Annotated in this window: 11 protein-coding genes; 6 read left to right on the top strand and 5 right to left on the bottom strand. The window is 38.0% G+C overall.

Annotated elements, in window-relative coordinates:
* The first annotated feature begins 78 nt into the window (after window positions 1-78).
* Together LEPBI_RS08610 and LEPBI_RS08605 are read left to right on the top strand one after the other, a co-directional pair.
* On the top strand, window positions 79-1,596 hold the full coding sequence (locus LEPBI_RS08610) for a PP2C family protein-serine/threonine phosphatase (RefSeq protein ID WP_012388727.1): 1,518 nt from the start codon (window positions 79-81) through the stop codon (window positions 1,594-1,596).
* A complete protein-coding gene (locus LEPBI_RS08605) occupies window positions 1,593-3,140 on the top strand; it encodes a tetratricopeptide repeat protein (protein ID WP_012388726.1) in 1,548 nt (515 codons plus the stop codon). The genes LEPBI_RS08610 and LEPBI_RS08605 overlap by 4 nt, the downstream gene beginning before the upstream one ends.
* Window positions 3,141-3,165: 25 nt before the next feature.
* On the opposite strand, the gene LEPBI_RS08600 is transcribed toward LEPBI_RS08605, so the two are convergent.
* Both LEPBI_RS08600 and LEPBI_RS08595 read right to left on the bottom strand, forming a co-directional pair.
* Window positions 3,166-3,489, bottom strand: a complete 324-nt coding sequence (locus tag LEPBI_RS08600; RefSeq protein WP_012388725.1) for an STAS domain-containing protein — start codon at window positions 3,487-3,489, stop codon at window positions 3,166-3,168.
* Between the two features lie 110 nt (window positions 3,490-3,599).
* Window positions 3,600-3,779 carry a hypothetical protein gene (locus LEPBI_RS08595; RefSeq protein WP_012388724.1) on the bottom strand — a complete coding sequence of 60 codons (180 nt, stop codon included), beginning with the start codon at window positions 3,777-3,779 and terminating at the stop codon, window positions 3,600-3,602.
* A gap of 106 nt (window positions 3,780-3,885) precedes the next feature.
* On the opposite strand from LEPBI_RS08595, the gene LEPBI_RS08590 reads away from it, so the two are divergent.
* Window positions 3,886-5,994 (top strand): GGDEF domain-containing phosphodiesterase, encoded by a 2,109-nt coding sequence (locus LEPBI_RS08590; RefSeq protein WP_012388723.1) that lies wholly within the window; start codon window positions 3,886-3,888, stop codon window positions 5,992-5,994.
* A complete protein-coding gene (locus LEPBI_RS08585; RefSeq protein ID WP_012388722.1) occupies window positions 5,991-6,767 on the top strand; it encodes a M48 family metallopeptidase in 777 nt (258 codons plus the stop codon). Before LEPBI_RS08590 ends, LEPBI_RS08585 begins: the two co-directional genes overlap by 4 nt.
* A 6-nt stretch (window positions 6,768-6,773) precedes the next feature.
* Here the strand turns inward: LEPBI_RS08585 and LEPBI_RS08580 are convergent, their stop codons facing one another.
* A complete protein-coding gene (locus LEPBI_RS08580) occupies window positions 6,774-7,319 on the bottom strand; it encodes an MORN repeat-containing protein (protein WP_012388721.1) in 546 nt (181 codons plus the stop codon).
* Between the two features lie 44 nt (window positions 7,320-7,363).
* Window positions 7,364-9,358, bottom strand: a complete 1,995-nt coding sequence (locus LEPBI_RS08575; protein WP_012388720.1) for an ATP-dependent helicase — start codon at window positions 9,356-9,358, stop codon at window positions 7,364-7,366.
* 80 nt (window positions 9,359-9,438) lie between these two features.
* On the opposite strand from LEPBI_RS08575, the gene LEPBI_RS08570 reads away from it, so the two are divergent.
* A complete protein-coding gene (locus tag LEPBI_RS08570) occupies window positions 9,439-10,530 on the top strand; it encodes a response regulator (protein ID WP_041770006.1) in 1,092 nt (363 codons plus the stop codon).
* 7 nt (window positions 10,531-10,537) lie between these two features.
* Here the strand turns inward: LEPBI_RS08570 and LEPBI_RS08565 are convergent, their stop codons facing one another.
* Window positions 10,538-10,888, bottom strand: coding sequence for a hypothetical protein (locus tag LEPBI_RS08565; RefSeq protein ID WP_012388718.1), 351 nt, complete (start codon window positions 10,886-10,888; stop codon window positions 10,538-10,540).
* A 225-nt stretch (window positions 10,889-11,113) separates the two neighbouring features.
* On the opposite strand from LEPBI_RS08565, the gene LEPBI_RS08560 reads away from it, so the two are divergent.
* Window positions 11,114-14,020 carry an LPS-assembly protein LptD gene (locus LEPBI_RS08560; RefSeq protein ID WP_081431662.1) on the top strand — a complete coding sequence of 969 codons (2,907 nt, stop codon included), beginning with the start codon at window positions 11,114-11,116 and terminating at the stop codon, window positions 14,018-14,020.
* Window positions 14,021-14,026 lie beyond the last annotated feature (6 nt).

Here is a 14,026-nt window from a genome sequence, read left to right as displayed (position 1 = left end):
GATCTTTAAAACCAATGGAAAATCTCAATTTTGTGATAGATTTCTATCACTTGATTATCGACAATACTAGTAATTGCCGTGAACAAAAGCAAAATCAAAACGACGAATTCCTTACGCTTTAAGATTGGACTCTTTTATTCTCTCTTAGCCTTTCTCAATATCATTTTTTTTACTGTGATGATCTTCGAAAACCAGTCGGATTTGCTCCTAAAAAACTTCCAATTCCAATCTGAAAATTTAGCAAATACCATTCTAACAGACATTCAGTCGATAGGGCTTTCTCGGGAGAGGGACGAAGGTTTTGAAGTCTTCCGAAAAACCTTGAAACTTTATGAAATATCCAAATTTTCCATTTTTGATTCGGAAGGACAGATCATTCATTTGGAACCAGAAGTGGAAAAAAATGGAGATCCGATCGAGGAATCCGTACTCAAAAAAACAAAGGAAGTATCCTCGGACAAAGAAGGAAATTTATTTAAGGCACGTTACAGTCTCGAATTGAACGAATCCGATTTTACAGTGAATTTTCTTTTGCCCATCCGACTCTCCGATGGAAAGGAAGTTTTTTTATACACACATTTTAATATCTCATCCATCCAAGACCGTTTGAAACAACTTTATATCCAAGTTGGGTATGCAGTGATCTGGGGTGTTTTGTTCCACATTATTTTTGCAATCCTTGTCTATCGTGCTATCTTCAAACGAGTAGGTGATTTAGAAATTGCTTCCAAGGACATGGCCACTGGCAATTTAGAATCCCGAGTCAATTGGAAATTCAAAAGTGAAGACGAACTCGACAGTTTAGGTAAGTCATTCAACCAAATGGCAGAAGAAATTCAAAACAAGGTAACAACGATTACGCGACTAAACCAAGAAATCAATCAGGAACTTCAGATTGGAAAGGAAGTTCAGGAATTATTTTTGCCTTCTGTTAAAAAATTCAAAAAATTCAATATTGGAAAATTATATCGACCCATGCGTGAAGTATCAGGTGACTTATACCAATACTTCCAAGTTCCCGAACAGAATTTTTACGGATTCTTTTTGGCAGACGCATCTGGGCATGGAGTGTCTGCAGCACTTGTCACAGTTGTTATGGCAATGTCTTTACAAGCCATCATGAAAGAAAGTCCTTCTCCCATCCATGCCATCAATTCGCTTGGGGAAGTGATTGCCAATCGATTACAAGCATCCTTCTTCGCGACGGGAGTTTTTGTAGTGTTTGATGAGCCTGGTGTGGTTAAATTTGTGAATGCAGGTCATAATGCACCTTTTATCATTCGACCTTCTACAAAAGAAGTCCGATTTATCGATAGTTCAGGTCCACCATTAGGTATGGGGGATGATATTCAATATTCTCTTGATTCCTTTCCTGTGGAACCTGGGGATAAAATCATTCTTTATACTGATGGAGTGGTGGAAACACCGATCAAAGAAGGTGGACTCTTTGGTTTAGAACGATTTACTGAAATTGTTTTAGAAAATATCCATTTGACGAATGCAGAAATTGTTGAGAAGGCGATGACCTTACTCGAAGAAAAACATGAAGAGTATAAGGATGATGTTACCATGCTTGTCCTTGATGTACCAGAATGAAAAAGTTTTTCTTTTTCTCTCTTTTTGGTTTTCTATTTTTGTTCTTTGCTATGGCTTCAGAAGCCATTGTGAGTGTTAAGTTACAAGAATTACGATTTGGAATCTTACGAGACCAACTCATGAATTATGAACTTTCATCCCAAACGTTACGAGAACGTTTGAAACAAATGTTTTTATCCAAAGACGACTATATGACGGAGGTGAAAGTAAATATCCTGGAATCAGGGATCATGAACTCCGAAACGGAAGGTTTGGATTTAAAAATGAGTTGGAAAGATCGATTTGGTCTATATGTGATCAATTCTGTTCGATTTCTCAATTTAAAATCACCTCTAGAGTTAGAAGAACAACAAAATACAATCATTCGTCTCCAATTTGCTTTTTATATGGAACGAACAAGGAAGTATCCCATTGCTTCCAAAAAATACCAGGAATTGGAAGAATCCATCACATCCACTTTATCCGATGAGATGGCTTTCACATTATTACACCATGGATATTGTTTGGTGATGATGGGAGAGCGGGAAAAAGCCTTTGTGAAACTCAACAAAGCAATTGATTTGTTTCCAGGTTCTCATTATGCAGAGAACGCATCTCTTCTCATTAGTTTCCTAGAAGATGGTCAAAAGAAAAAAGAAGAATTAAAATCCAAAAAAAAATCACCTGAGGAACTGGCTTACTCTCTGTTTCAAAGTGGTGATTACGAAGAAACGTTAAAAACCTTAGAAAGTTTACCAGTTTTAACCAATGACCAATCTTATATCAAAGCAAGATCGATGGAAGAACTAGGAAAAACTTCCAATGCGGTAAAAGAATACATCCAGTTAGTCAAACAAAAAGAAAACAAAGAAGTGGCAATCCGTGCCAATCGAAGGTTATTATTAATCGGAAATTTTTACCAGGAAAACAAATCCCTTGTGGCTTTTTCAAAGGAGGAAGCAAATAAACTAGGTGATGCAAAAGCGGCGGATAATATTGAAGAGGGGAAAAGTTTATTTTTAAAACCTGTCATCATCGAAAAAATTCTGAAAACAGAAAACACATCCAATCTATCACAAGAAGAAACAAAAGAACTCAATCAAATCAAAGAAGAAATTAAAATTTCGCTAGAGGATTCGAAACAAGAAGTTAAAAATTTAGCGGCAGTTGTTTCGGAAGAAAAAATCCCTCTTGTACCGGAGACAGTGGCGGAGAAAAAAATCCCAGATCCACCACGAAACCTAACTCAAAAAGAAGAACCAAACCTTCCGATCAAACTAAAAGTAAAATTAAGAGATGGTCGTGAAGTTGTTTGTGATGAAGTGCAAATTGAAGGGAATCTTGCCAGCTTGAAACTAGGAACGTTTGGTTTGAATTTGCCATATGATCTCATTATTTCCGTTCAGTCCACAAATCCCAAAAAAGGAAAAATCAAACTCGGGACAAGTAATGGAATTGCGGGTGAGTCAACAAAGTGGAACCAAAATCAAAGTGGGGATTGGATCCTTTCGAAAGATACGGAAAGTTCTGTCACAAGAGCCGAAGTAAAATTCTTTCGACTCTAATCGTTACAGGACAGAGGAGATTCGATTATGGAAGTTCTCCCTCTGCGCCGAGAATGGTAAAAAACTTATCCAAACTGGAGAGTTTCAAAATGACCATCACATCTTGGCTGACATTCAAAAGGAAAAACTGTCCTTCTTCTGACTTGAGTTTCTTTTGTAAATTCGCAAGTAAGGCGATTCCAGATGAATCCAATAATTTGATATTGATCATATCAATTGCTACTGATTCTGCTCCGTCATCGATGATTTTATGGAGCTCTTTTTTAAGTGCGGGTGCAGAATAAATATCGAGGGATCCCTCTAGAGTAACAACTGTATGATTTTTAACTTGTTTTGTTGTGAAATTCATTGAACTTCCTACTGGCACGTATACTATCTGTTTTAACACAAATTTTGTAAAGAATTTTTGTAGAAATGGTTCCCGACTGCGATCGGTCAACCCAACTACTAGAAAAAACCCTAGTTTTGCAATTTTTTTAAGACAAGGGTAATGGCTTGGTTGAATCCATCATACCCACCTTTGTCATAGTCATTTAAGTTTCTGTAATCCAAATCATTCATATCCATGAGTAACTTACGTAGCTCATGTTCTAAATGCTCTTTCCGGATGTAACTTGTTTCAAAAACCTTGGGATGCACACGCCAATTCGACGAGAATTCAAAGAAATTTCGAATCATTTTTAGGTTGAGATTTTTAGATTTTTCCCCATCCTAAACCGAGAGAACCGCCACTTCGGCAAACAAAATGGGAAGCCCAATCAGTGTATTAATCTTAGAAAACGATTCCAGTAGCGTTTTCGATATCGTTCGTGAAATGAAGGCAAATGGCCTTAGCCCACTTTACAAGGTTGTGGAATCGTTTGGTTCGTTCGAATCGACTGTATTAGAAGAGGATTGGGATGCCATCCTATGTAGCACACGAAAACCCTTTCATTTAGAAATCTCTTTGTATCTAAAATTCTTAAATGAAAAAAAAATCGACATCCCTGTCATTTTAATCTCCGACCAAGAAGACTTTCAGAAAAACCTCCAGTACATGAAATCAGGTGTCAACGACATCATCGACCGTACAACATTACTTCGATTGGCTGAAGTGTTAGAACGGGAGAGGAGAGAGCTCGTATATAGGAAAGAGAAGAATACAACGGAAACTTTTTTATTCCAATCCTTAAAGGAAATCCAATTACAAAAATTTGCCTTGGACCAAGCCAATATCGTATCAATCACCGATGCCAATGGAATCATCACCTATGTGAATGAAGCATTTGCGAATGCCACAGGTTTTCCTGTCACAGAGTTACTCGGTCAAAACCACCGCATCCTTAAATGCCAAAATAAAACCAAAGAGGAATGGGAAAAAATTTGGGAATCCATCCACAAAGGTAAGGTTTGGCGTGGAGAAATACTCAACACGAAAAAAGATGGATCAAGCTTCTGGGTCGACACAACGATAGTTCCTTTTATTGGAACCGATGGATCTGTATTCCAATACATCGCCATCCATCACGACATCACAGATCGAAAATTAGCAGAAGAACAACTAACACATGATGCATTTTATGATAACCTCACAGGTTTACCCAACCGAGCTTTGTATCTGGCAAGAATTGAACAAAAAATTTTCTCATACAATATCAAAAACGATGGGTATCCAATTCTTTTTTGTATCAATATCGATAACTTTAAAAGGATCAATCATTCACTCGGAAACGAGGCAGGTGATAAGATCCTCATCATATTCTCCCAAAGATTGAAACAATTTTCTGATAAAGAAGCAGTGATCACTAGACTGGGAGCAGATAATTTCTCCATTCTCCTCAATCACTTACTCTCCATTGAAGAAGCTGTCGATTATGCATACCGTTTGCTTGAATACATTGGTGATCCAATTCCAATCGGTGGTTATGAAATTTATTTAACGGCTTCTTGTGGGATCTCAGGTTTTGGACTTGGTGGAAAGGAAGCTGATGTGTTACTTAGAAATGCAGAGATTGCCATGTTCCATGCAAAATCGCAGAAAGTAGGGCTTGTCTCTGTGTTTAACCAGGCAATGCAGGAAAGAATCCATTTCCAACTGGAAATCCAAAACGATCTTAAAAAAGCTCTCAACCAAAATGAAATTTCAGTCTTTTACCAACCAATTTTAGATTTAAAGACCAATAAAATTGGACACTGGGAAGCGCTCGTTAGGTGGCGCCATCCCCAACGTGGAATGGTGTCTCCGGCAGAATTCATCCCCCTTGCAGAAGATTCAGGACTCATTGTTCCTATTACACGTTTTGTTTTAGAACAAAGTGCAAATGTGATCGAAGAAGTACAGATTAAAAATGGAAAACCGATATCAATTGCCGTCAATTTAAGCCCTCAGGTGTTTTTTGATCAAAACATCTTCCATTGGATTGTAGATTTACACAAACAAAGAAATATTCCCTACACATCCTTGCAGGTAGAAATCACCGAAAGTTTGGCCATGAAAAATTTATCAGAGACTGTACCGATCCTTTCGAATTTGATTGATATTGGTGTCAAAGTTGCTTTGGATGATTTTGGAACCGGCTTTTCTTCCTTATCGTATTTGGAAAAACTTCCACTTTCGATTTTAAAAATTGATAAGTCTTTTTTAAATAATGTTCATGTTGGGTCCAAGGAAAGTTTTTTACTCATTTCCATTATCAATATGGCACACGACCTAGGTTATTCTGTGGTCGCGGAAGGAGTAGAGGAATTAGAACAGTTGGAACTTCTTAAGTCATACCAATGTGATGAAATCCAAGGGTATTGGTTATCAAAACCAATCCCTTTTCCTGAAATCATTCCATTTTTAGATCAGTTTTATCAGAAGGAGAATCAATGAAAGGAATCAAAATTCTTTTGTTCATAGTATTGTCATTTGTTCAGTGTAATACTTCCCCAACCGGAAGGCGTCAAATTACCTTAGTTGGTGATGAAGAAATGAATGAAATGGGTGCACAGGCATTTTTAGACCTAAAATCCAAAACACCAATTGATCCAAGACCGAATACAAATGGATATGTTAAGTGTATTGTCCAGAACCAACTCACCGTTACGAATGATACAACAGGTGTGAGTGATTGGGAAGTGGTTGTGTTTCGCGACAACACTCCCAATGCATTTGCGTTACCTGGCGGAAAAATTGGAGTTTATACGGGAATGTTTTCCGTTGCAAAAAACAAAGACCAACTAGCGGCTGTCATTGGACATGAAATAGGCCATGTGATTGCAAGGCATGGAAACGAAAGGGTTTCACAAAACCAATTGACATCAGGATCTGTTAAAATTTTGGAAACACTCGGAAAACCAACTGTGGCTGGCGCATTGGGTATGGGTGCAAAATTTGGAGTTTTGTTGCCATTTTCAAGAAAACATGAAACAGAAGCAGACTTGATTGGGCTTGAAATAATGGCAAAGGCTGGATTTGATCCGAGAGAGAGTGTGAACCTTTGGAAAAATATGAGTGCCCTTGGGAGTGGAAAACCAAGTGAACTTCTTTCGACTCATCCTTCTGACGAGACTAGGATGCGCCAATTGAACGAAGCCATGCCAAAAGCGATGGCCTTGTATGATTCAGCAGTCCAATCAGGGAAAAAACCGAACTGCAATCTGTGAACCCTTTCATTCACATAATAATTTCCTTCCTGAAATTTTACAATTTCTGGATTTACCCTCCTCTAAGAGAACTCCGATCCCTTCTTGGCCATCGGAGGTAAAATCACCTGAAACTGATTTCCCATCTTTAAAACTATACGTACCTTTTCCGTTGATCTGTCCATTTTGGAACTCACCAACGTATTTGTCTCCATTCTTGAAGTTGTATTCGCCAGGACCTTGTTTTTTATCTTCCGCATAGGTTCCGTTAAATTTTTCACCATCTGCGTAGACAAAACTTCCCGTTCCGTCCCTCAAATCATTTTTAAATGAACCGGTATATATATCTCCATTCTCATAAACATATTTACCAACTCCATTCACACAGTTTCCTTCAATGCAGCCAAATTTTTTGCCACCTTTTTCAGGATCCTCTAAATTTACGTTACGAGAGTTTGATTTTGTATCTTGGTTTTTTGCATCGCTTGCGTCTTTTGGATCACTAGATGCACAGGCGAAGGATAATAATAACGATAGTGAACTGATGATTATGGTTTGGTAATGGTTCTTCATAATTCCCCCAATGCCTTTGATTTTCTACAGTGTTTGGAGAAAAATCAATTCAAAAAGTAGTTTTGTATGTTTTGGAAGGTTTCGTTTGAAGGCTCTTTTTGGCCATCCTTTGGGATTTCTTTTGGACTTTGTGCATTTTTGGGATCTAAAAATTGTAATAATTGATTTTCTTTTGGTAAGTCCGATAAAAAACGACTAACGGGCGTAAATCGATTTTTGTCGTTAAAGGCTGGATTTGTAAGAAAAAGGGCTTCTTTTGCTCTCGTAATTGCCACATAAAACAAACGTCTTTCTTCTTCCAATTCATCTGTCGTACGAATGCGGCTATGTGGTAAATTTCCTTCTACTACTTGCAAGGTAAACACATACTTCCATTCCAATCCTTTTGCAGAATGGATGGTGGATAAGGTGAGAAACTCATCCTCCACCTCATTGGAAGTTCCGATTTCTTTTCCTTCCACAGGATTTAAGATTAGGTTGGATAAATAATCAGATAATTTTGGTTCCTGTTTGGATAAAAGAACCAATGCATCAAGGTCTTGTTTTCGTTTTTCTGCATCATCGTAGTTGGATTCCAAAAGAGGAAAATAATAGGCAAGGATACGTTCGAGAATTTGTTGTGTGGAATGAATGACAGGTGATACAGAATCCAAACAGTGCATGAGTTTCAAGAAAGAATCCTTTGTCGTCTCAGGTAATCCTAGGAAAAAATGTTCATCGTCTTTCCATTGGAATTGATTGGATTCTAATTTTTTGAATAAAAGAATCGAATATTTTTTTCCGATCTGATCTTCTAATAGTAAAATTCGGTTCCAAGACAAAATATCTTTTGGATTTTCAATGATCTTTAAATAGGCGATCATGTCTTTCACATGGGCCAAATCAAAAAATCGCCTTCCACCATATTTCCGATATGGAATTTTTTTGGAGTTTAGTTGAACTTCGAGTAGGTGGGATGAAAAACCAGCACGAAACAAAACTGCCATTTCTGACAAAGTTATCCCTTCCTCATAGAGTTCCAAAATTTGATTGCTTGTCCATTCCGCTTCTTCTTCCAAAGACGGAAGTTGTACTAAGTAAGGATTCTTGGAATTTTTAGGAAAAGCGGATACAAGATTTTTTTTGTAATTCTCAGAACTCTTTTCTAAAACAGCATTTGCAAGATTCAGAATCGGCTGAACACTTCGGTAATTTTTGGTCAGTTGGATGGTATTTGTGTTCGGAAAAATTTTGGGAAAATCCAACATATTGTGAACACTAGCACCTCGAAATCCGTAGATGCATTGAGCATCGTCACCTACAACCAAAATGTTTTGGTGTTTACTTGCAAGTAAACAAGCGATATGAGCTTGGATACGATTCGTATCTTGGTATTCATCTACTAAAATGTATTCATAAACAGAAGACATTCGCTCACGAATGGATTCATCTGACATCAATAATTTTCGAGTGAAGTCTAATAAATCATCAAAATCAAGAGAGTTGTGTTTTAATTTCAGATCACTAAACTTTGTTTTGATTTCTTGGATTTCTTTTGTGATTCCAAGAAACATTGGGTATTCTTTTTGTAAGTATTTTTCGAGTGAGACTTGTAAGTTAAAACAAGAAGAAAAGATTTCTGCCAGTGTTTCTTTTTTGGGGAATCGAACTTTTGTTCCAGTTGTGACCACTTGGTCTCTTGCCATTCCCACAAAACCAATGGTATCTTCTTCATCTAGGATCGTAAAATGAGAATCTAGAGATAGGGCATTTGCATACTTACGTAAAAACAAATGGCAAAACGAATGGAAAGTTCCCCCTCGAACAGACATCATTCGGTGATCCAAAATTTGAGAAGCCCTCCCTAACATTTCTTTTGCTGCTCGCCGTGTGAAGGTCAAAAGAAGGATGGATTCAGGATTTGTACCATTCTTTACCAAGTGGGCCAGTCGATGAACTAAGGTTTTGGTTTTCCCTGTCCCTGCACCCGCAACCACTAAAATAGGCCCTTTTGGTGCTAAAACCACCTGCTTTTGGGCTTCATTTAAATCCGTTTCCACAATACAGAGATTTGTTGTCTGGATTCTGTTGACAAACGGAAATTATTCTGTTTGATTGTGTGGACTGGTTTTGTAAAACGATGACATCAATTGTGGGAAATGAAAAAGAAACGGATGTAAAAAAGATCCTCGTTGTGGAAGACGAGAGGATCATTGCGATCAATATTTGTTCTACCTTAAAACAATATGGATACAATGCGATTTATGTATCCGAAGCCAATGATGCAATTGAACAGATTGAATCAGAACACTTTGATTTAGTTTTAATGGATATCATGTTAAATGGTCCGATGGATGGCATTGAAATCGCAAGTAAGATCAAACGAACCAAGGAAATTCCTGTCATTTATCTCACTGCCTATTCAGATGAAGCAACCATCAATCGCGCCAAAACGACGGAACCTTTCGGATATCTAATCAAACCATTCAATAGCAGGGATCTTTATATTTCGGTGGAAATGGCAATTTACAAATCCCAAGTGCAAAAACACATTCGAGTGGTGGAGAGTCGTTTGGCTGAAAATCAAAAATGGGAAACGATAGCCCTTGTTGCTTCGGGGATCTCTCATGAAATTAACAATCCACTCACTTCGATTCTCAATTTAGCAGATCTCATAGCATTAGAAGCAAAAAAAAACTCGAATCCTTCACTCAAAGAAAAGGCAGATAAAATCAGCGAAGAATCAGAACGAATCGCAAAGATTGTGAAAAACCTAGTTTCTTACTCCCAATCTACGAGTTCCCAATGGACCTATTCAAATTTAGTGAGCATCTTAAATGACACACGATCATTCCTACACCAATATTTTTTAAAGGAAGGGATCCAATGTGAATTGGAAATGGGAGATGTGCCTCATGTTTATTGCCAACCTCAAAAAATCAAACAAGTCCTTCTCAACTTGATGCAAGATGCAAGACTTCGTGTGAATACAAGGGAAGATTCCATAGGACGAAAGATAGCTGTTTCAATGTCAGTCGTGGAAAGAGATGGGAATGAATTTGTGCAGATCCAAATCAAAGACAATGGAGCTGAAGATTTGATGATGGGAATCTCCCAAATGAACTCACTAGATGTCACAAGGAGTATCATCGCCGAACACAAAGGTAATTTGATACGAGAAGAACCAACGTCTGCTTGGGTCTTCACTCTACCGATTGTCAAACCTGTTTGATCGGAACTTAATGATTTCCCGATAAGATTGGTTTTTTTTCCAAACTTGGGCGTTCTAATAACTTAAAAAATAAATCGATTCGATTGGAATGTAACAACCAATTGTCCTCGGATAAAAGTCCCGCTAAGAAAAAATTAAAATCTTTGTAATAGGCAAACGATATTTGAGGGTTTTTCGTAAAATCTAAAAGTATGGCGAGGGCCAATCGATTGGCGCTTTCCTCAGGTCCAAAACCATCACTTAGGATTTGGATGGAGGGCTCCGGGACTTGGACAATGTGTTCTTCGTTTCCCTCTCTAATTTTTAGAGTGTACCTAAGTGTACCAGGAATTCGTTCTCCAGAGTAGGTTTTTGCCATTCAAAACTCACCTATGCCCAAGGATTCGAGCCATTTGATTATGTCCATTCATCGGAAACTTAGGCAACCTCTTTTTCAAAGAAATTACAACTTTCCGCCTCGAATTTCAACCTGGTTTTCCATTGATTTTTTCGATAGGGGTAAAACTCTCGTTCTATACTTCCAAAGCCCGCTGTGCAAAAATCCATTCATTTTCTCATATTATTTTGTGGTTTTCTGATCGGAATGGAAATTCTGGCACAGGATACCAATGGGTTAAAATTACTATTCCCGGACCAAACCTTACCTTCCAAAAACCAACAAGAAGAAGAGAGAAAACAAACCTCTGCACAAATCCAAAGGGGACTTGTTCGTAAATCTGTGGATGCGATGACCGATCGAGAGGTAGAAGATAACCTCCGTAATTTAGGACTCAATCCGACGGGAACGATTTACAGCAAACGGGAACGTCTGCGAGAGGCATTGGTTCCACAAGAAGAACTTCCGTTAACTCCTGAATCCCTACTCAACTCACAACCGAAAAAAGGGCCTCCCATCCAAATTCAAAATGCGGCAGAAGGTCAATTGATGAATATCGATAAAACAAAAGGGGGAGTCCTTGTTTTAAGAGGTAAGGTCCGAGTCAAAATCAAAGCAGGGGAACTCATCGCCGATTCTGTTTCGATCGATGCGAATCGGCAAGAAATTTATGCGGAAGGTGGCGTAGAATACAAGGATGGAAATACCAAGGTGATTGGAGATCGTATGATTTATGATCTTAAATTAAACCAAGGTGTTGTCTACAATTCAAAACTCAGTATGTTCCCGTCCCACTTTATTGGTCAAAAGATCAAACGTTTGGATGAAAAACGTTACCTTTTGGAAATGGGATATTTTACAGCCTGTAACGCAGAACTTCCTCACGAATCATTCCAAGCAAAACGAATCGTGATTCATGATGACCGAACGGTTGTTGCTCAATGGGTGTCCTATAAAGTGGGTGGAACCACCTTATTCATGTTACCTTTTTTGTACAATTCAGAATCAGGGAATGGTGTCACAACACAGTTTGGTAAAAACAATACACAAGGTTGGTTTTGGCAAAACTCATACCAATGGTCTGATTCCTATCCCAATAGTTTGTTTTTAGCAAATGGATATAAGTTTCGTTTTGATATGTACGAAAAAACAGGACAGGCTGCCCAATTGGAGATGTGGAAAGTATCTCCTATCTTAAATTATAATATCAATTTAGGATATGCCAATTATAAAAACAATGCAATCACTCCAGTCTATGAAGATCGATTTCGAAACGGTGGGATTGGGAATGTAGCTGTTACCAATAATGTTGATCGTGGGGAGATGTTTCCCAATTCCGGATTACCTTATCGTAATACAGGCGTTAACTATGATCCATGGTGGAAAGCGGATTTACGATTGAATGCAAAGTTCAATGATTTTTCAAAAGATTACACTCGTAACTTTCAATTACAGTATGAAAACTATAGTAACCGATTGTTTGATTATGAATTTGGTAACAGATACCAACCATCCAATTCATTACAGTCTTTATATACCTTTCGAGATGTAAGGTTTGGCCTCATTCGAAACTTACTGAATTGGAACTTTAATTATACGGAAAACCGTGGTGATCTAAGTGTTGGGATTTCCATGAGCCGAACACTGATTTATCAAATCCAAGCAAACCAATACTTTGCAGCTCAAGATACCTTACCTGCTGTCACCATTCGGAACTCAAGTAACGTTGGTAATATCCCTGGCACCACAAGTCCCATCTATTGGGATATGTTATTCCAAACAAATATCAACAGAATCTATGGACCACCTCAACAAAAGGTAAATCCAACGACAGGAATTGTGGACCCTAGAAGCCAATACCAAGACTTTGTTTTACGTTCACAAACCAATGTGATTGGAGAAACAGGCCTTCGTTCTCCCATTGCCATGGGAACTTATATGTCTTTCACTCCATCTGTTTATATGGGAGCGACCAAACAAACAGTGGAATTTCCTGGTTCTGGGAGTGAATTGAATGGTCCTGATCGTGATGTAAACAAAGCTTACGCAACTTTACTCAAACAACAATCATACCAATATGTGAGACAGTCCCATACAGTTCGTATGGGTATTCCTGAAATTTTTCTATCGACCACCTACAGAAGATTAGATGCCGATAAAGCGGAAGCCAAAGATCCAATTCTTGGTAATTTACGCCAACATGAGGCAGAATTCGCTTTGGAAAGTTACGCTTTGAATGATTGGGATATCTCAGTTCGAACCATTCGAGACTTAAGACAGTTCTCTTCTACTTACAATCCAGGACTTACCAATATGCAACGATGGTATTATACTGTGGTTCGGATTGGAGGATTTTTCGATTTCGTTGATGGATTTTCTACGCGAAGACCAAGTTTATTAGAAAGAAAAAGAAACTTTTATTCAGGTATTTTTATCAATAATGATTACGTTCACCACACTCCACAAAATCGTTCTTTATCTAATAATTTAACAGTATCATATAAAATGGGTGGGTTTTCATGGCCCATCATTCGTGCCTTTCGTAGTTTAGAAATTGGATCCACATGGTATCATGTTTATAAGGATAGTTTTTTGGATAGTTACCGTTTCTTTTTTAAAACGGATGTGAAAGTCACAAGGTATACAGGCGTTGAACTGGAGTTAGACTCAAGAGTCACAGAACCTTGGAGATTAACAGCATTAGCGCAAGGTCAATTTTATGCCTTGAATACAAGTCCCGAACTATATACGTCTCAAACAGGTACGAATTATGACCAAACCACCATTTGGGAAGATTTAGCATCAGGAACTGGTGCCAACGGTCAAACGGAAAGGCAAAAAACGGTTTTTAATATCAATCGATTTATGATGACCTTTAAAATGGACCTACATAACTGGGAATACCGATTGGGATATAGCATGAATCTTCGTGCCTTACCTGGTGGACTTGCTCTCAATAATCAATTAACGTTTTATGACCAATCCGTTTATTTATCCGTTAATTTAACGAACTTCAGTTTTGGAGATTCCGCATCCGCACAAGCAACAAGGGTAAGATTGTATCGATTCAGAAAACGTCCATTAGATGGAACAACAACCGATTTATCGGAATGAGCATAA

Origin of the sequence: Leptospira biflexa serovar Patoc strain 'Patoc 1 (Paris)' (assembly GCF_000017685.1) — a bacterium.
GTDB classification, from domain to species: Bacteria; Spirochaetota; Leptospiria; order Leptospirales; family Leptospiraceae; genus Leptospira_A; species Leptospira_A biflexa.
This window is presented reverse-complemented; position numbering and strand designations above follow the sequence as displayed.